Source organism: Stenotrophomonas sp. MH181796, from assembly GCF_009659995.1.
Taxonomy (GTDB): domain Bacteria; phylum Pseudomonadota; class Gammaproteobacteria; order Xanthomonadales; family Xanthomonadaceae; genus Stenotrophomonas; species Stenotrophomonas riyadhensis.
This window is the reverse complement of record NZ_RAHU01000001.1, coordinates 665145-683588: the sequence shown is the minus strand read 5'-3', so window position 1 is coordinate 683588 and position 18444 is coordinate 665145. Positions and strand designations below refer to the sequence as shown.

Below are 18444 nucleotides of genomic sequence, written 5' to 3'. Positions count from 1 at the left end.
GATGGCGCGCCCGGAGGGATTCGAACCCCCGACCAATGGCTTCGGAAGCCACTACTCTATCCGGCTGAGCTACGGGCGCGTTGTAGAACCGCCGCGCCGTCGGCCGGTGCCGGGGCGGGCATCGCAGCGCCATGAAGCGGTGCGGGACCGGCATTCTATCCAGTTTCGCCGAACAAATCTCCCCCCACGGGCAAAGCCCTGCCAGAGGGGCAGGAGTATCCTATCGCCATGGCTGATACCCCCCTCACTTCGCCGCAGTCGCCGGCGACGCCGCGTTGGCGGCATTACTGGAGTCTGATGCGCGCTGATCGCCCGATCGGCACGTTGCTGCTGCTGTGGCCCACCTGGTGGGCGTTGTGGCTGGCCGCGGGCGGCCTGCCGCCGCTGTGGACGCTGTTCGTGTTCACCGCCGGCGTGTGGCTGACCCGTTCGGCCGGTTGCGTCATCAACGACTACGCCGACCGCTGGCTCGACCCGCATGTGGAGCGTACCAAGGCGCGTCCGCTGGCCACCGGTGCGATCAGTGGCCGCGCTGCGCTGGCGTTGTTTGCGGTATTGATGCTGGTGGCATTCGGCCTGGTGCTGACCCTGAACGGGCTGACCATCGGCCTCAGCTTCATCGGCGTGTTCCTGGCTGCCAGCTACCCGTACCTGAAGCGCTACACCCATCTGCCGCAGGTCTACCTGGGCATGTCGTTCGGCTGGGGCATCCCGATGGCGTTCGCCGCCGTGCAGGGCGAGGTGCCGATGCTGGGCTGGCTGCTGTATGCCGGCAACATCCTGTGGTCCACCGCCTACGACACCTGGTACGCCATGGTCGACCGCGAGGACGACCTGAAGATGGGCTCGCACTCCACCGCGATCCTGTTCGGCGACCTTGATCTGGTCATCCAGGGCGTGTTGTATGCACTGTTCCTGGCCACCATGGCGCTGGTAGGCGTACGCGGCGGGCTGGGTGGGTACTACCTGGCCGGCGTGGCCGTGGCCACTGCGCTGGTGGTGTACGAATTCTGGATCTGCCGCAACCGCGAACGCGGCCCGTGCTTCAAGGCGTTCCTGCACAACAACTGGGTGGGCGCCGCGCTGTTTGCCGGTATCGCCGTGGACCTGGCGCTGCGTTGAGCCCAGGGTCGGATCCCTTTTCCTGTGGGAAAGGGCTCTGACCCTTCTGCCGCGCCGATACCCGGCTCGGGGTCAGAGCCCTCTCCTGTGGAGAGGGATCCGACCCCGCCACCTACGACCAATAGGTGGCAGACAGCCCGCACCCCACCGCCCAGAATCGGTCCATCGAACCTGGGAGGGTAGGCGATGGCCTCGACGGCAGCAGTACAGGACGGCTGGATGGCGCGCGCTGCGCTGCGCTCGGCCGCCTGGGCGGAAAAGTGGTTCCCCGATGCGTATGTATTCGCGGTGCTGGGCGTGGTCATCGTCGCGCTGGCCGCGATGGGCTTCGGCTCGACCCCGCAGGCCACCGCCAGCGCCTTCGGTGACGGCTTCTGGAGCCTGATTCCCTTCACCATGCAGATGGCCTTCGTGGTCATCGGCGGCTACGCCGTGGCCACCGCGCCGGTGGTCGCACGCTTCATCGACTTCCTCGCCCGCGTGCCGCGCACTGGCCGTGGCGCGGTGGTGTACGTGGGCCTGGTCAGCATGCTGGCCTCGCTGCTCAGCTGGGGTTTCTCGCTGGTGTTCGGCGGACTGCTGGTGCGCGCGCTGGCGCGCCGTACCGAACTGCGCATGGACTACCGCGCGGCCGGTGCTTCGGCGTATCTCGGCCTCGGTGCGGTGTGGGCGATGGGGCTGAGTTCCTCGGCCGCACAGCTGCAGGCCAACCCGGCCAGCATGCCGCCGGGGCTGGTCGAGATCACCGGCGTATTGCCGTTCACCGAAACCATCTTCCTGTGGCAGTCGATCGCGCTGACCTCGGTGCTGATCCTGGTCTCGCTGCTGATTGCCTGGTTGACCGCACCCGCCGCCGCCAGCGCCCGCACCGCCGAGGAGTTCCCCGGCGCTGCGCAGGCCGAGCCGGAGCCGCTGCAGCGACGCACGCGCCCGGGCGAATGGCTGGAGTACAGCCCGCTGCTGACCGTACTGCTCTCGCTGCTGGCGTTCGGCTGGCTGTTCAACGAGTTCGCCAACAAGCCGGTGATCACCGCCATCGCCAACCTCAATACCTACAACTTCCTGTTCATTTCGCTGGGCCTGCTGTTGCACTGGCGTCCGCGCAGTTTCCTCAATGCGGTGGCCAAGGCGGTACCGAGCACCACCGGCGTACTGATCCAGTTCCCGCTGTACGGTGGCATCGCGATGATCCTCACCCACGCGGCCGGCGGCGATGGGCAGACATTGGCGCACCGGCTGTCGAGCCTGTTCGTGCACGTGGCCAGCACCGATTCGTTCGCGCTGGTGATGGGCGTCTACTCGGCGGTGCTGGGCTTCTTCGTACCGTCCGGTGGTGGCAAGTGGATCATCGAGGCGCCGTACGTGATGCAGGCCGCCAATGAACTGAAAGCGCACCTGGGCTGGGCGGTGCAGGTCTACAACGCGGCCGAAGCGCTGCCGAACCTGATCAACCCGTTCTGGATGCTGCCGCTGCTGGGCGTGCTGGGCCTGAAGGCACGCGACATCGTCGGCTTCACCTTCATCCAGTTGCTGGTGCACATTCCGCTGGTGCTGGGCCTGCTGTGGCTGCTGGGCATGACCCTGGCGTATGTGCCACCGGTGATGCCCTGAATGCACGGCTGGCGTCCGTGCCCGAACAGGACGCCAGCCTCGTTCAGCGCGTGTTTCCAGCGGAGCACGCCATGAATGCGCGGACCCGCGCCGCCTGCATGAGCACATGCCGAACCTGCATGAATCCTTCAGCCGCTTGTGCTGCAAGGGGCTCTGCGCGTTCATTCACAGGCGTACACACAGGTGTAGCCGTCCGCCAACGCGCGATTAACTCTTCGCTGCAGACGATGGCCCCGTCCACCGCATTCCGCGCGTGGCTTTCGGAGAACGGACATGGCACAGCAGAACCAGAACCCGAACCAGAAGCAGCAAGGCCAGCAGAACCAGCAGGATCAGCAGGATCAGCAGCAGGGGCGTCGTGACCAACAGCAACAGCAGCAACAACAGCAGGATCAGCAGCGCAAAGAGCGCAACCAGCAGCAGGGCGGCCACGACGAAGAAGAATGACCGCGCCGCGCATGCGGAGTGACCGGTGAAGCCCCGCCTTGCGCGGGGCTTCGCTTATTCCAGCACCCCGATGCGCTGCAGCACCGGCGCCGCCGACATGTCGTTCGGATTGGTGCCAGGCTGATCCTGCGGCACCTCCATGCCCATGCCGCGGTACAGATCAATCCAGTGCTGGGCGATCTGCCCGGTCTGCGGATTGCGGAAGTTCATCGGCTGCAACGCGAATACATGGTGCGCACGAAACGCACGTTCGATGAAGTCGGAACAGTAGTAGCTGTCCTCGTTCAACACATACGACGTGTTGTACGGCTTGCCCAGCATCGTGCGCGCGGTGGCGACCGCATCCCTGATCGCCGCCTGCTGCGGCGCGCGCAGGCGATAGACCACGATCTGCCGCTGCTTGGCGCGCGCCTCCTGGCGGAATTCGACCAGCGATTGCCGGCGCGATCCTTTCTCGTCTGCATGCAATACCTCCCAGCCCTTCGGCGCGGAAGCGACCAGCGCGACGTGATCGAAGCTGGGTGCGCCCTGCTTGCCGGTGGCATCGTCGATGGCCGCACTGAGACCGCTGCGGCCGGCGGTGACGAACAGCAGGTCGCCCTCGTGGACATCGACGGCCCTCGCCACCGCCGGCCACAGGGCGGGCAGCAGCAGGCCGATCAGGAGCAGGAGGCGATGCATGAGGACTCTCGGACAGGCGGAATGCCGGAATTGTAGGGTGCGCGGTAGCATGGAGCGACCGGACCGGATTCAGGATGAGCCCATGCGTCGTTACCGTTCTGCCGCACTGCTGACGCTCGCCTGCGGCGTGGTGCTGGTTGCCTGCACGCCAGCGCCGCAGCCACCGCAGACCGCGGCCGAAACCGTGCCTGCCGCAGCTGTACCGGCGACCGCCGCTATCGAGCCCACGGCTGTGGCTGCACGCAGTGAGTGCCCCTACCCGGACTTCGATGCGTTCCTGAAGCATTTCGGCAACGAGATCGCGTTGCAGGAAAAGGCCACCGCCGATCCGCTGCTGGACAGCTACATCGATGCCGAGGCCGAGCCGGAACCGCGCAAGGTGGAAAGCCGGCTGGCGCTGGCCGATGTCGAGTGGCCGGTGATGCCTGATCCCGCCGCACTGGCCGGGCAGGGCCGCGAAATGCAGGTCAGCCCCCTGGCCGATGGACAGCGGCAGGTGCAGATCCGTACGCCGGACAGCAGCGACCAGCAGACCTACACCTTCGCGCAGGCGCCCTGCTGGACGCTGGTCAAGCGTGAGGATGAGTCGATCTGATGGCTGATCCGGCACAGGCGCGGCGGGCCAGCGGCTGCTAGGCTCGATCCCTGGTCCAGGCAGGGAGACGCCGATGCAGGCTTTCAGGAAGCGCACCACCACCGCCGCCATTGCCGCCGTATTGGCGATAGCCCCCTTCAGCGGCGCGCAAGCACAGTCGGTGCATGCCGATGACCGCACCTACTTCGCCAGCGCCGCGTCCGAACAGACCTCGCGCGACGCGCTGGGCAAGCGCGTCGAGGCCCTGCAACAGGCGTCCACCCTCGCACCGGCGGAACGCTTCCAGCAGGCCGAGGCACTGGAGGCGCAGTGCCTGCGGCATCTCGCCTATCTGCATCTGCAGTCCGCCCGCAACGCGCGCGATCTTCGCCCGGCACAGGCGATGGAGCAGGCAGCGGGGCTGTGCAGCCGCATCGCTCGCAGTGGTCGCGCCGCACTGCGCGAGGCGCCCGCAGATGCGGCGTGGGCAGCACCGTATGGCTTCCTGCGCGCACGGGCGCTGAAGGAGGCTGCCACCCCGGCCAACGCCGCGTTGGATGAGGCCGTGGAGGCACTGGCCGATCCGGCGCTGGACAGCTTCGCGCGCCTGCGCGGGCAGATCCTGCGCAGCGCCGAGTACCCGCAGATCGAGCACGGCGGTCGGCACTGGGACACGGGGCGCGACAAGCAGGTGCTGGCCCAGCAGCCCGACCGCGCCCTGCGCGAGGCCGGCTGGAAGGGCTACTGGCAGGGGCTGCACTCGCGCCGTGAGCCGATGGCCTCGGTGCTTCTGGGGCTGGTGCAGGTGAATGACGCCGCCGCACGCCTGCAGGGTGACGGCTCGGCGCCGGCATATGGCTACCAGCGCATGGGCCTGGATACTGCCGCAGTGGATGCAACGCTGGTGGCGATCGAACAGCACGCCGGGGATCGCCGCGCCTATCAGGACATGCTGCTGCGCCACGCTGCGCGATCCGGCATCGACGCGCCGCAGCTCTGGGATACCACGCTGCCCGATGCGGGATACACGCCACCGGTGCTGACGCTGGCGCAGCTGCGCGACAACGCCGCCGATGCCATGCAGCACCTGGGGCCGGCGTACGTCGCCGAACTGCGCGCGCTGCTCGATCCGGCCAACCGGCGCATGGATCTGGCCACCGAACGTGGTGACCGCAGCCAGGACGCGTTCCCGGTGAGCGCTCCCGGCGTGCCGGCAATGCTGTTCGTTGGCGTGCGCCGTGGTGATCTGGAAAGCGACGTCGAGATCGCCCATGAAGCCGGTCATGCCGTGCACGGCGAGTGGATGCAGCGCGGTCATGCGTCGCCGCTGCAGCGCAATGGCAGCCAGTGGCTGACCGAGGCGTTCGCGATCTACAACGAGCTGCGCTTCCGCGACCAGCTGTACCAGCAGGCAGAGGATCCGCGCGCCAAAGCCTATTACCTGAAATCGTTGCTGGACGACATGGTGCTGCAGCTGTTCACCTCTTCCGAGGAAGCGCAGCTGGAGCAGTCGATCTATCGGGGCGTGGCCGCGGGCACCTTGGGCACCGCCGATGATCTGGATGCGCTGACCGGCCAGGTGCTGGCGCGCTTCGGCCAGCAGCCGGAGCGCTATCCGCAGCTGCGCAACAGCTGGATCGCCAAGCGCCTGATGTATGAAGACCCGAACTATCTGGTGAACTACCTGTATGCGGGGCTGTTGGCCGTGCAGCTGTACGTGCAGGACCAGCGCGACCCCGAAGGGTTCCGTGAGCGCTATCTTGCCGTGCTTGGCGAGGGCTTCGACCGCGCGCCGAGCGAGCAGGTGGCGCAACTGCTGGGGCACGCGCCTGACTGGGCGGCCCTGGTGGATGCCGATCTGCAGGTGTTCAACCAGACGGCGGCACAGCTGCAGGCACTGCATGCGCGGATCGAGGCAGGGCAGGGTACGTGAACCCGGCGCGCCCCATGCAGCAGGCGATCGCCACCGTGTGGCTGCTGTTGCTGCTGTGCCTGCTGCCGATGGCAGCGATGGCGGTCACCCCGATACCTGCGCTGGACGATCCGGTGGTGGATGCCGCCAACGCGCTGTCCGCCGACACCCGCGCCACGTTGCGCACGCAGGCGCTGCAGCTGCAGGCGCGGAAAGGAGCGCAGCTGCAGGTGCTGATGGTGCCCAGTGTTGGCAGCGAGGGCATCGAGGCCTACGCACAGCGGGTGTTCGATCAGTGGCAGCTGGGCCGGATCGGTGTCGATGACGGTGTGCTGCTGTTGGTGGCGGTGCAGGACCGCCGCGTGCGCATCCAGACCGGCTATGGCCTGGAAGGAGCGCTGCCCGACGCGTACGCCGCTCGCATCATCGATAACGCGATCGTGCCGCGCTTCCGTGAGGGCGATGTCGACCAGGGCGTGCTCGATGGCACGAAGATCATGGTGGCGCTGATCGATGGCGAGGACCTGCCGGCATGGGAAGAACCGACGGCCAGCAACGTGCTGCCCGCAGACTGGCGCCGCGCCGATTCGGTGGTGGCATTGACCCTGCTGGCCGGTTTCCTGGCCGGGCTGTGGCGCTCGCCGCCGCCCTTCCCACCGGCGAAGACCGAGGCCGATTTCAGCGGCAGCCGTCGCGAGCGCCGACGCAAGGCGCTGGCCGCCAATGCATCGGCACCAAAACCAACTTGGCCGACCTTGCCGGCCTGGGGCCGCCCGATGCTGGTGACTGCTGTTGTGGGTGCGGGCGTGCTCTGCGTGGCGCTGCTGCTGCCACGCCATGTGCTGCCGGGCCTGTGCTTCGTGCTGGCGCTGGGCGTGCCGGTGGCGGCCCTGCTGGGCTGGTGCTGGCGCCGCAGCCAAGGTGTGCGCATCGTGCTGTGCGGCATGCTGGTGCTCAGCGTGGTCTTCCTTGCGCAGGCGCTGCTTCGTGGCCAGCTGCCACCGAGCCTGGCCCGGCACCTGCTGCTGCAGGCCGCCGCGGGCGTTCTCACCCTGATGGTGTTCCTGCTGGTGCAGGCTTGCCGCACGCGCTGGAAGAAGAACCGCAGCAGCTTCGCCGTGCGCATGGCGGCGCTGGTCCTGCTCACCCTGGGCTACGGTGTGGGCGCGTTGCTGGTCATCCATCGTGCCGAAGGTGACGATCCACGATTGCTGGCGATGATCGTGTCCGGGGTGTGCGGCGTACTGTTGTACTTCGTGTGGTTGTTCACCATGCTGCCGGGCGAGCGCGCACGTGGCCGGGCTTCTTCATCCCGCGAACGCACGTCGTCCCGTTCGCCGTCCTCGTCGAGTTCGTCGTCGAGCAGTTCCAGCAGCTGGTCTGGAGGCGGCGGCCGCAGCGGTGGCGGCGGCGCATCGGGCAGCTGGTAGTTCTCAGGCCGCCTGCACCCGCCAGCCGAGCGCGGCGTCCTCCACAACGCCCGGGCCGGCCACATCGGCGACCTGCAGCTGCAGGCCGCGCGCATTCGGCAGGTCCTTCTGCTCGGGGAACCAGCGACGATCCGCCGCAACCACGATCAGCAGGCCCTCGTCGTTGCCCATCGGTGCGAACTTCGGCGAGGCCGTACTGATCGGCTGCAGGCCAAAGTGCTGGTTGGACTGCGCGCGCACGGCATCGACATCGTGGCTGGGCAGGCCGACTTCGCTCAGGCAGGTCAGTTCGCTGCCGTGGAACGCGCCTTCGCGCGTGCTGGCCGGCAAACGGCGGCGGCCGATCAGTTCCAGGATCAGGCCGTCAGGGCCAGTGAAGTACACCGACTGCGACTGCCAGCTGCTCTCCAGCGCGAAGTAGTCCAGTCCCGCCGGATTGCGTTGCAGCGGCGTGCGCTCACGCAACCAGGTCATCGCCTCGCTGAAGCGGTTGTCCGGTACGTTGAAGGCCAGGTGCACGCCACCGACCGGATGATCACCCGCCGGCTGCAGTTCGATCGTGCTCCAGCCGATGTGCACATGATTGCCGACCACGCGCTGCTGCAGCACATCGTGGAAATACGCGGCGACGGTGGTGACGTCGGACACCGGCAGGGTGAGGTGAAGCAGGCGCATGGCCGATCCTCCTTGGATGCGCCCACTGTAGCGCCGGGCCACGCCCGGCGGCCACTACCGCAGTGCTTCGGCGAAGAATCGCACCGCGGCATCCACTGCCTGCGCGTGGGTGCCCGCCTTCGGAACTGAACTGCTGCAGAGCTCGGGCAGCCTCTGCACACCGACCGCTGTACAGCCCGCCAGGAAGTCGTAGTGACCGACATCCGGCAGACGCTGCAGCGCAGCGCCCGGAATCAGTGCCTGTGCAGCCTCGCCATTACTCTGCGGTGGCGCAACCGTGTCAGCCTCGCCGAGCATGATCGACACTGGCTGCCTCAGCGAGGACAGCTGCTCGGGCGCGAACGCCTGCACGATCGCGGGCGCCAGCAGGAATGCCGCGCGCACGCCAGGGATCGCGCGCGAGTCGTCGGCGTGGGAGATCCAGGGGGACAGCGCGGGTGAGCCCGCAGCGGCAACACGCGCCTCCATCGTGTGCGTGGCGGTTTCCTGTTGTGGCCGGCAGACGCCGTCATCCGGATGCGCGCGGCAGAAGGCCAACAGCCGCTGCAGGTCGGGGCGTGCACCGGCGGCCAGCAGCGCGGTGTAGCCTCCGGCCGAGAACCCGGCCACACCCAGTCGCTCAGGGTCGACGTGCGCACCCAGCAGCGGATCGGCCTGTACTGCAGCGAGTGCCGAGCGCAGGTCATCCGCACGCAACCAGCTCAGTACGCTGCCGGGCAGGGTCATCTCGTCCACGCCGTTGTTGCCGGGATGATCGACCGCGATTACCAGATACCCGGCGCGCGCCAATGCCGTGCCCAACCAGCCCATCATGCGCGCGCTGCCGCCGTTGCCGTGGGAGAGCAGCAGGGTCGGCAGGCGCTTGCCCGCGATCGGGGCATCCATGGCTGAGCGGCCGACGTCGAACAGCGGCGCATCGGGCGGACCGATGGTCAGGGCGGTTTCCGTGCTGCCAGCGGGCGCGGGATACCAGACCGTGTAGCGCAGGGCGTCGCGATGCTGCGCATCGCGCACCGCGGCGCTGGCCACTGTGGTGGTGCCGTGGCGTTCGCCTGCCACCCTGGTCCCGGCGGCGTTGGCGGCCCCCGCGGAGGCCATCAGCATCAGTCCCAGCACAGTGGCTGTCATGCGCATCGTCGATTCCTTGTCAGCGTGGGCGCTCGTCCGTCCACCGGCAGCCAGATCTCCACGCCACCGTTGCCGGTATGCTCATCGAAGCGGGAGTCGTAGCGTTCCAGGTCCGGTGCATCGGCCAGGCTGAGCCCGGAGCCGGGAAGGTAGTGGTCCAGCAGCCAGAACCAGGTCGAGCGGATGGTCGAGATATGCCCACCGTGCCATGCCACCAGGTAGCGACGTGCCGGTACGTCGATCCGCTGCCAATGCGCGGGCACGGTGGACAGCGCGCTGAGCGGCAGCGCGGCGACGTAGTCGAAGCCGCCGTCGTCATCGCTGTTGCAGCACACGCCGAAGCTGATCGGCGCCGGCGCCGGCCAATCCCGGTTGAGCTGTGCCCACTGCCCGGGAATCGCACCGCCGCTGTCGCGGGTATGCCGCATGCCGATACCCGCGACCTGGAAGGCAGGGGTATCGAGCAGGCGCGGCGCTTCACCGCAGGCAGCCGGCGCATCGTCCACGCGGATCGCCTGCACCAGTGCCAGTCCATCGGTACCTTGTTCGCGTACCCGCTCCGGGGTCTGTCCGAACTGTTCGCTGAAGGCGCGGGTGAACGCGGCATGGGTGGTGTAGCCCGCGCCCAGTGCCACCTGCAGGATGTCGCCCGCCCCGTTGGCCAGCCGCTGCGCGGCAGCGGTCAGGCGCCGTCCCCGCAGATAACGCACCACCGAGGTGCCGGTACGGGCCTGGAACAGGCGTGACAGATGGAACGGCGACAGCCCCGCTGCGGCGGCAATATCGGCCAGTGCCAATGGCCGGTCCGCATGGGTTTCGATGTACCACAACGCCTTGCCTGCCGCGCTCATCCTGCCGTTCCCCGAATCCAATGCCGGCACAGTAGCGGATCGGCAGGCGCCGCGTTTAGCAGTTCTTGCGCTGCAGCGGCATCAAGCTGTCGCACTGACGTCATGGCTCCTTCACAGATCGCGCCGAGACTGCGCGCCTTGTCCAGGCCTGCGATATCCCTGCAGGTGCTGGCCCTGTCGCGTCCTCCCGGAGCCCTGCCGTGCATCGTTCGAAGCTTTCGCGTTCCATCCTCCTCGCCCTTTCCATGGCCAGCGCAGGAGGCGCGATCGCAGCGCAGGCCGATGCGGTCGATGCCCCGGCGGGCAGCCGTGCGGCGCCCACCCAGCTCGACGCGATGCTGGTCACCGGCACCCGCGCCTCCAACCGCACCCAGTTCGAAACGTTGGCGCCGGTGGACGTGTTCACCAAGGAAGACATCAAGTCCGTTGAATCCACCGACCTGAAGGACGTGCTGGCGCAGCTGGTGCCGTCGTTCGTGGTGCAGCGCCTGCCGATGGCGGACGGTCAGGTGTTCGTGCGCCCGGCCACGCTGCGTGGCCTGTCGCCGGATCAGACGTTGGTGCTGGTCAACGGTCGTCGCTTCCACCGCAGCGCGCTGCTCGGCAACCGTGGCGCGCAGGCGGCCGACCTGGCACAGATTCCGACCAGTGCGATCAAGCGCATCGAAGTGCTGCGCGATGGTGCGTCGGCGCAGTACGGCTCGGATGCCATCGCCGGCGTCATCAACATCATTCTGGAGGATGGCCCCGGTACCGAGATCACCGCCGGCTATTCGCAGTATGCGCAGGGCGATGGCGCCTCGCGCGATTTCAGCGCACGCACCGGCTGGTCGCTGGGTGACTATGGCAGCCTGGTGCTGTTCGCCGAATCGTCCAACTCCGACGCCACCTCCCGCACCCGCCAGCGCCCGGATGCGATCGCCTTCCAGGCCGCGCATCCGGATCTGGACGTGCCCAACCCGGTACAGCGCTGGGGCCAGCCGGAACTGGAAAGCCGCCGTGTCGGCTTCAACGTGAAGGCCAATGCCAGCGACACGCTGGAGTTGTATGCGTTCGGCCTGTACAGCCACAGCGATGGCGTCAGCGATTTCAACTGGCGCAATCCGGACACCACCACCGGTGCCTACCGCACCACGGCGATCTTCCCCGGCTGGAACCTGCGTTCGATCTATCCAGTGGGGTTCAGCCCGCAGTACGGCAACGTCCAGAACGACCTGCAACTGGTCGGTGGCCTGCGTGGCGAGATCACCCCGAAGCTGCGCTGGGATGTCAGCGCGTCGTATGGCCGCAACGCCATCGACTACAGCCTGAAGAATTCGATCAACGCCTCGCTCGGCCCGGTCAGCCCGACCGCATTCGATCTCGGCCGCCTGACCCAGACCGAGAAGAACGCCAACGCCGACTTCAACTACGAGTGGGATGTGGCTGCGCTGTCCAAGCCGATCAACGTCGCCTTCGGTGGCGAGTTCCGCCAGGAGACCTACCAGGTGCGTGCCGGTGATCCGGCTTCGTACGCAGTGGGCCCGGGCGCTGCCGCTGGCCTGGAAGCCAACTCCAACGGTGCGCCGGGCTTCTCGGCCAGCCAGGCCGGGCAGTGGAGCCAGCGCAGCAAGGCCGCCTACGTGGATATGGAAGTGCCGCTGGGCGAGCGCTGGAGCATCGGTGCGGCCAGCCGCTACGAGGACTTCTCCAGCTTTGGCAGCACGCTGGACGGCAAACTGTCGGCACGCTTCGCGATCACCCCGGACGTGGCCCTGCGCGGCACGGTGTCCACAGGCTTCCGCGCACCGACACCGGCGCAGCTCAATACCACCAGCACCACCCAGGGCCTGGATACGCGCACGCTGCAGATCTTCACCAGTGGCCGCCTGTCGCCGAACGATCCGCTGGCCCAGCTGCTCGGTGCCAGGCCGCTGAAGCCGGAGGAATCGCGTACCGCGTCGCTGGGCCTGACCTGGCGCACCGACCTGGGGCTGTCCGGCTCGGTGGATGTCTACCAGATCAAGCTCACCGACCGCTTCAGCCAGTCGGCCAGCTTCGCCATTCCGGCCGGCACGCCGAATCCGCTGGGCTATACCTCGGTGAACTACTTCACCAACGACTTCGATACCACCACCACCGGCGTGGACGTGGTCGGCAACTACCTGCGCGACCTCGGCACGGGTCGCATGACGCTGACCCTGGCCTACAACTACAACCGTACGCGGGTGGACAACGGCAGCACCTCGGTGGCCACCAACGAAACCCAGCGCGTGCTGTTCGAAGACCGCCTGCCCGAGCACAAGGGCAGCCTGACCGGCAGCTGGGACATCGGTGCCTGGTCGTTGATGGCGCGCATGCGCTACTACGGTGCCTGGACCGACGCCAGCGGCAATGCGGTGGGCGACATCTACCAGCGCTTCGGCGCGATGAGCTTCCTCGACCTCGCCGTGGGGTACCGCATCAACGAGCACCACAGCCTGCGCGTGGGTGCCGACAACGTGCTCGACCGCTATCCGGATGAGGCGGTCTTCCAGGCCAGCCGCGGCCTGGTTTACTCGCGCAACGCACCGTACGACACCGATGGCGCCAACCTGTACGCGCAGTACCGGCTGAGCTTCTGATGGACCGTACCCGCCGCTCCCTGCTGCGTGCCGGCACCTTGCTGCCCGCCGCAGCCGCATTGTCGTCACTGCCCGCCATGGCCGCCGCGCGTTACGCTGCGCCCATGCAGATTCCCGCAACGACCGTGGCGCCGGACGTGCTGGCCCGCGATGAAGGCTACTGGGCCGCCGTGGCCAGCCACTTCGACATCACCGACGAAGTGAACCATCTGGAGAACGGCTACTGGGGCGCGATGGGCCGCGAGACGCTGGCCAGCTACCAGCGCCACACCGCCGAGGTGAACCGTGGCAACGCGTGGTATGGCCGTCGCGAGTTTCCGGCGCAGTACATGGCGGTGCAGCGGCAGGTGGCCGAGCTGCTGGGCGTGGCCGCCGACGAGATTGCACTGACCCGCGGCGCCACCGAGGCGATGCTGGCGCTGATCGGCGGCTACAACCGCCTGCAGCCCGGCGACCAGGTGCTCTACGCCGACATCGACTACGACAGCATGATCGGCGCGATGCGCTGGCTGCAGCAGCGTCGCGGCGTGCAGGTCGAGCGTATCGCGCTGCCGGCGGTGCCGGACCACGCGCAGATCCTGCAGGCGTATGAGGACGCATTCGCGCGGCTGCCACGCCTGAAACTGGTGCTGCTGACCCAGGTCAGCCATCGCCATGGGCTGGTGCTGCCGGTGGCGGAGATTGCCGAACGCGCGCGAGCACGCGGTATCGATGTGATCGTCGATGCCGCGCATGGGTTTGGCCAGATCGACTACGCGGTGCCGCAGCTGAAGGCCGATTTCGTCGGCATCAACCTGCACAAGTGGATCGGTGCGCCGGTGGGCGTCGGCGCGATGTACGTGCGCAAGGGGCGCGTGGCCGACCTGGATCCCTACATGGGTGAAACCGACGATGGCCGCGTGGGCAGTCGCGTGCATACCGGTACGGTCAACTTCGCCGCCTACCTGGCACTGCCGGACGCCATTGCCCTGCATCAGCGCATCGGCGTGGCCAACAAGCAGGCGCGGCTGCGCTACCTGCGTGAGCGCTGGACCGTGCCGGCGCGGCAGATGGCGCATATCGAAGTGCTGTCCTCGGCGGACCCGGCGCTGGCCAGTGCGCTGGCCAGCTTCCGCCTGCGCGGGCACACCAGCGTGGCTGACAACCTCGCGCTGCAGAAACGCCTGCTGGATGAGCATCGCGTGTTCACCACCCATCGCGATGGTTTGGACTCCGGCGCCTGCGTGCGGGTGACGCCGTCAGTGTTCACCCGGCCGGAGCAGATCGATGCGCTGGTGAAGGCGCTGGTGGCATTGGGGTAGTGCCGGCCGCTGGCCGGCAACCTCCTGATCCGTGCACGCCGTTGCCGGCCAGCGGCCGGCACTACCAGGCCTACCGCTCGATCGCCGGCAACGCATCCGACAACAACAACCGATCAATCCGCCGCAGCGCACTTTCCAGCTGCCGACGGTCCGCCGCCAGCCCCAACGACAGCCGCACCCCGTTCTGATGCTGTACCCCCGGCGGGCAGAACGCCGATGACGGTGCAATCGCCAGCCCCTGCAGTTGCGCGGTGCGCACCAGCGTGGCATCGGTCCACGGTGCCGGTATCCGGCACCAGGCATGCAGGCCTTCAGCCCGCTGCAGCAGCGATGGCGCCAGCAGGTAGCGGGCCATGCGCATGCGCTCGCGCGCCTCGGTGCGCACCTGCGCCAGCAGTGACTGCGCCGAACCATCCAGCAGCAGCTGGCTGGCCAGCGCCGAGACCAGCGGATGGCCCATCAACCGCGTTGCCCGCAGTGCAGCCGTCATCGCCTCGGCATGCGCCGCGCTCGGGCTGCGCACGAAAGCGGTGCGCAGGCCGGGGCTGATCACCTTCGACAGCGTCGCCACGTAGAACACATGGCGCGGTGCCAGCGCCGCCAGCGGTGTCGGTGCATCCTCGGCGAGGTGCCAGTACGGATCGTCTTCGATCGCCAGCAGGCCTTCGCGCTCCAGCACGCGTGCCAGCGCTTCGCGCCGTTGCAGCGGCAGGGTCAGCGCGGTCGGGTTCTGGCAGGTGGGATTGAGATAGACCAACCGCGCGCCGCTTTCGCGCGCCAGCCGGGCCAGTGCATCGGGGCACATGCCGTGTTCGTCGCTGTCCACCGGCAGCAGGCGCCGGCCCAGTGCGGCGGCGGCCTGCAGCAGGCCCGGATAGACCAGCGCATCGCAGAGGATCGCGTCGTTGTCGCGGCCCTGGCTGACCAGGATCGCGGCCAGCGCCACCTGTGCACCTTCGGTCAGCAGCAGGCAGGCATCGTCCACCTTTCCCAGCATCGGCTGCAGCCAGCGCGCCGCCGCGTGGCGATCGGTCAGGTTGCCGCCGCCCAGGTGATAGGTCATCAGGTTCGGTGCGTTGCTGCGTGCAAGCACGGCGGCGGCGCCACGGCGCAGCGTCTCGGCCAGCGCATCGGCGTCGGGCACCGGCGGCACGTTCATGCTCAGGTCCACCACCTGGTCGAAGCCGGCCTTGGGCGGTGCGATGAAGCTGCCCTGTGGTCCACGCGCTTCGATCAGGCCGCGCTTGCGTGCTTCATCGAATGCCCGTGTCACCGTGGTCAGGTCGATGCCGAGCTGCTGCGCCAACGCGCGCTGCGAAGGCAGGCGCTGTCCCGGTGCGAGACCACCGCGGCGCACCGTGCGTTCCAGCGAGTTGACGATGCGCAGGTAGATCGGCCCGCTGTGCGCGAGTACGTCCTGCACCCATTCGCGGGCTGCGACATCCGGTCGCGGCATGTACGGAGCATGTCGGGGCGTATCGTTGCTTCCAACGGCGGGAGCCTGTCCATAACCATCGGTCGGTTCGGACAGGTGACCGCCGTTGTTGTTTGCGGCGGCCACGCCGGCCAGCGTCAGTGATGTCATTGCGCGTCCTCAGCGCTTGGCCTGCCAGGGGCAGTAGCAGCCCACGGCAAGCAGTCCTTTCGGGCGCACGGCCTCGCCGCGCACCAGTCTGTCCAGCAGCGGTTCGACGAAGCTGTTGGCCGAGTTGCAGACCATGCCGATGCTGTACGGTCCTGCGTAGGCGAGGTGGCCCTGGCGATCCCAGATGGCTACGGCGGGGCTGGCCGGAATGTGTTCGATGCCGTCGATGGTCGGCAGGTTGATCACCTTGTTGCGCAGTGGCTCGGGCAGCTCGCCCTGCGTACCCGGGCGGCGGATGGCATAGAAGTCGATGCCGGCGCGGCGGTACATGCTGATCAGGTAGCTCAGGTGCGCACCGGTCTCGCGGTTGCACACGCCGCAGGCCGGGTCCCAGAAATGCACCACGCGGATGCGGCCGGTATCACCGGCCAGATCGGCCGGCAGGCGCAGCTGCGAATCGTCGAAGACGATGGCCTGTTCGGTGAAGGTGGACTGCGCGCTGTAGCCGAAGTACTGCCACAGCGCAGCCGCGACGCCGGCCATGAACAGGCAGGCGAGGGCGATCATCGTCGGCAGCAGCCAGCGGCGACGCGGCGCGGCTGCGCCCATCAGGAATCTTCCCGGCCGAACTTGTGCACGTACTGCTTGCGCATCTCACGGCAGGAATCGGCCTGCGCGCGGCGCTGGATCTCGCTACGCGACGGATCCTCGCTGCGCTGCACGCATTGCTCGATGGCGTGGCGTTCGGCGGCCTGTACGTCCACGGTCTGTGGCTGCAGGCAGACCCAGGCCAGTGCGGCCAGCATTAGCACCACAAAGCCACCGCACCCGGCCATCACCAGGTGGAACTTCAGTTTCTCGGCGCGCATCGATGCACGTCCCTTCATCCATACATTGCATACAAAATATCATCTTGTATGGATAAAGCGCCATGCGCCCCGTTCAGACGATGGCGTTGTGGCGTGCCTCGGGGGCCTCGGACAGGATCTCGTTCAGCTTGGCGAGTGCCCCGGCCAGCGCGCCCTGGTCGACCGCGCCGCCCAACGACAGGCGGATCGCATTGCCCGGTGGCGGTTCTTCCACGCTGAAGGCATCGGAGCTGGCAATGCCCAGCCCCTGCTCCTGTGCGGCCTGGATCAACCGGTACTGGTCGAGCCGCGGCGGCAGCGGCAGCCACACATGCAGGCCGGCCGGATGCGCCTGGGCACGGGCTGGCAGGTAACGGGCGGCAATGGCCTGGCGCTCGCGCAGTTCCTGCTGGAAGCGCTGCACCATGTCCTGGGCCTGGCCGCTGCGGATCCACTGCGAGGCCACCGCCACCATCGACTGGGTCGGCATCAGCGCGATTGCGCGCAGCGCATCCAGCACCGGTTCCATCGGCTCGCCGGCCGGCACCACCAGGTAGGCGGTGCGCAGGCCCGGGGCCAGACACTTGGACAGAGTGGAGATGTAATAGACCGGGCAGCCGGCATCGCGGTGTGCGGCCAGCGGCGGTGGGGCGTCTCCGGCCAGCAACCAGTACGGATCGTCTTCGATCACGGTCATGTCGTGCCGCTTGGCGACCGCCAGCAGCGCCTGCCGGCGCTGTGCCGACATCGTTGCCGTGGTCGGATTCTGGATGGTCGGCACCAGGTACAGCAGGCGTGGGCGACGCAGCTGGCAGGCCTCTTCCAGCGCTTCAGGCAGCATGCCTTCGGCGTCCATCGCCACCGGCACCACGCCCCGCTGCAGCACGCGCGCGGCGGCCAGCAGGCCCGGGTAGGTCAGCTGCTCGGCGGCGATCAGTTCGCCCGGCTGGGTGCGGGCCAGGATCAGCGCGCACAGCGCGGTCTGCGCGCCGGGGCAGATCACCACCTGGTCGGCGCCGACCGTGCCCAGCATCGGCGCCAGCCACTGCACCGCAGCGGCGCGGTCCTCGCGAGTGCCGGCGCCGACGTGGTAGCTCATCAGTTCGCCCTGGCCCAGCTGCTGGCCCACGTGCTGGAAGCCGGCCTCCATGCCCTGTGCGAACGGCGCGCTGCCCAGCAGCGGCGGGATGTTCATGCTCAGGTCGACCGAGGTGCTGCGGTTGCCGGCCGACAGCGCGATGAAGGTACCGCCGGCGCCCTGGGCGTCGAGCAGGCCGGCCTGGCGCAGCTCGGCGAAGGCACGGGTGACCGTGGTCAGGTCCACCCCCACCTGCTGGGCGAGGTCGCGCTGGGGCGGTAGGCGGTCGCCCGGGCGCAGCACCCCGTCATCCACCGCCTCGCGCACCTGCTGGGCAATCTGCAGGTACAGCGGGCCGGCGCCCTCGCGGAAGGGGCGAACCCAGGTGCGATTGGGGTGTTTCAGGCGGCGGCCGGCGGCAGGTGGCGTCATCGGTCAGTTTTTCCATACGTACAGATGCACAAGTCCATACAATGATGTATCTTGTATGGGCTTGATTGGAGTGGTTCGCCTGCTTGTAGGCGACCTCGTACCCACAGTGTAGCCGCTCCACGCCCGGGCGCTGCGCGCAGGCGAGCCGGTCAAGCGCGCTTCTTCA

Annotated in this window: 16 protein-coding genes and 1 tRNA gene; 8 read left to right on the top strand and 9 right to left on the bottom strand. The window is 68.0% G+C overall.

From position 1 onward, the window contains the following. Nucleotides 1–2: 2 nt before the first annotated feature. Nucleotides 3–79 (bottom strand) — tRNA-Arg (locus D5301_RS03155). Nucleotides 80–228: 149 nt separating this feature from the next. Between D5301_RS03155 and ubiA the strand changes: the two genes are divergently transcribed. From ubiA to D5301_RS23990, 3 genes are all read left to right on the top strand, one after another. Beyond that, nucleotides 229–1122 carry a 4-hydroxybenzoate octaprenyltransferase gene (gene ubiA, locus D5301_RS03150; protein WP_005411493.1) on the top strand — a complete coding sequence of 298 codons (894 nt, stop codon included), beginning with the start codon at nucleotides 229–231 and terminating at the stop codon, nucleotides 1120–1122. Nucleotides 1123–1308: 186 nt separating this feature from the next. After that, on the top strand, nucleotides 1309–2733 hold the full coding sequence (locus D5301_RS03145) for a TIGR00366 family protein (RefSeq protein ID WP_180854520.1): 1425 nt from the start codon (nucleotides 1309–1311) through the stop codon (nucleotides 2731–2733). Between the two features lie 273 nt (nucleotides 2734–3006). Beyond that, nucleotides 3007–3180, top strand: a complete 174-nt coding sequence (locus D5301_RS23990; RefSeq protein WP_194936600.1) for a hypothetical protein — start codon at nucleotides 3007–3009, stop codon at nucleotides 3178–3180. 54 nt (nucleotides 3181–3234) lie between these two features. On the opposite strand, the gene D5301_RS03140 is transcribed toward D5301_RS23990, so the two are convergent. Beyond that, on the bottom strand, nucleotides 3235–3861 hold the full coding sequence (locus D5301_RS03140) for a YiiX/YebB-like N1pC/P60 family cysteine hydrolase (protein WP_110714029.1): 627 nt from the start codon (nucleotides 3859–3861) through the stop codon (nucleotides 3235–3237). Between the two features lie 82 nt (nucleotides 3862–3943). On the opposite strand from D5301_RS03140, the gene D5301_RS03135 reads away from it, so the two are divergent. From D5301_RS03135 to D5301_RS03125, 3 genes are all read left to right on the top strand, one after another. Beyond that, nucleotides 3944–4456 carry a hypothetical protein gene (locus D5301_RS03135; RefSeq protein WP_110714028.1) on the top strand — a complete coding sequence of 171 codons (513 nt, stop codon included), beginning with the start codon at nucleotides 3944–3946 and terminating at the stop codon, nucleotides 4454–4456. A gap of 73 nt (nucleotides 4457–4529) precedes the next feature. After that, nucleotides 4530–6368 (top strand): M3 family metallopeptidase, encoded by a 1839-nt coding sequence (locus D5301_RS03130; protein ID WP_153854744.1) that lies wholly within the window; start codon nucleotides 4530–4532, stop codon nucleotides 6366–6368. Between the two features lie 14 nt (nucleotides 6369–6382). Next, a complete protein-coding gene (locus tag D5301_RS03125) occupies nucleotides 6383–7777 on the top strand; it encodes a TPM domain-containing protein (protein ID WP_153854743.1) in 1395 nt (464 codons plus the stop codon). A 3-nt stretch (nucleotides 7778–7780) separates the two neighbouring features. Here the strand turns inward: D5301_RS03125 and D5301_RS03120 are convergent, their stop codons facing one another. From D5301_RS03120 to D5301_RS03110, 3 genes are read right to left on the bottom strand one after another with little or no spacing between them, the layout of a single operon-like run. Further along, on the bottom strand, nucleotides 7781–8452 hold the full coding sequence (locus D5301_RS03120) for a VOC family protein (RefSeq protein WP_153854742.1): 672 nt from the start codon (nucleotides 8450–8452) through the stop codon (nucleotides 7781–7783). A 54-nt stretch (nucleotides 8453–8506) separates the two neighbouring features. Further along, nucleotides 8507–9586: an alpha/beta fold hydrolase gene (locus tag D5301_RS03115; protein WP_153854741.1), complete on the bottom strand. Its 1080-nt coding sequence runs from the start codon at nucleotides 9584–9586 to the stop codon at nucleotides 8507–8509. Beyond that, nucleotides 9577–10431 (bottom strand): AraC family transcriptional regulator, encoded by an 855-nt coding sequence (locus tag D5301_RS03110; protein ID WP_153854740.1) that lies wholly within the window; start codon nucleotides 10429–10431, stop codon nucleotides 9577–9579. Before D5301_RS03110 ends, D5301_RS03115 begins: the two co-directional genes overlap by 10 nt. 200 nt (nucleotides 10432–10631) lie before the next feature. Between D5301_RS03110 and D5301_RS03105 the strand changes: the two genes are divergently transcribed. Further along, nucleotides 10632–13034, top strand: coding sequence for a TonB-dependent receptor (locus tag D5301_RS03105; RefSeq protein WP_180854525.1), 2403 nt, complete (start codon nucleotides 10632–10634; stop codon nucleotides 13032–13034). Then, nucleotides 13034–14335, top strand: coding sequence for an aminotransferase class V-fold PLP-dependent enzyme (locus D5301_RS03100; RefSeq protein WP_153854738.1), 1302 nt, complete (start codon nucleotides 13034–13036; stop codon nucleotides 14333–14335). Before D5301_RS03105 ends, D5301_RS03100 begins: the two co-directional genes overlap by 1 nt. Nucleotides 14336–14405: 70 nt before the next feature. On the opposite strand, the gene D5301_RS03095 is transcribed toward D5301_RS03100, so the two are convergent. Genes D5301_RS03095 through D5301_RS03080 form a run of 4 tightly spaced genes read right to left on the bottom strand, consistent with a single transcriptional unit; the run spans nucleotide 14406 to nucleotide 18278 of the window. Beyond that, a complete protein-coding gene (locus D5301_RS03095) occupies nucleotides 14406–15920 on the bottom strand; it encodes a PLP-dependent aminotransferase family protein (protein WP_153854737.1) in 1515 nt (504 codons plus the stop codon). Nucleotides 15921–15929: 9 nt separating this feature from the next. Then, nucleotides 15930–16529, bottom strand: coding sequence for a DUF6436 domain-containing protein (locus D5301_RS03090; protein ID WP_153854736.1), 600 nt, complete (start codon nucleotides 16527–16529; stop codon nucleotides 15930–15932). Then, entirely contained in the window at nucleotides 16529–16807 is a 279-nt protein-coding gene (locus D5301_RS03085) for a hypothetical protein (protein WP_005414763.1), read from the bottom strand. Before D5301_RS03085 ends, D5301_RS03090 begins: the two co-directional genes overlap by 1 nt. A gap of 55 nt (nucleotides 16808–16862) precedes the next feature. Further along, nucleotides 16863–18278, bottom strand: a complete 1416-nt coding sequence (locus tag D5301_RS03080) for a PLP-dependent aminotransferase family protein (RefSeq protein ID WP_153854735.1) — start codon at nucleotides 18276–18278, stop codon at nucleotides 16863–16865. Nucleotides 18279–18444: the final 166 nt, after the last annotated feature.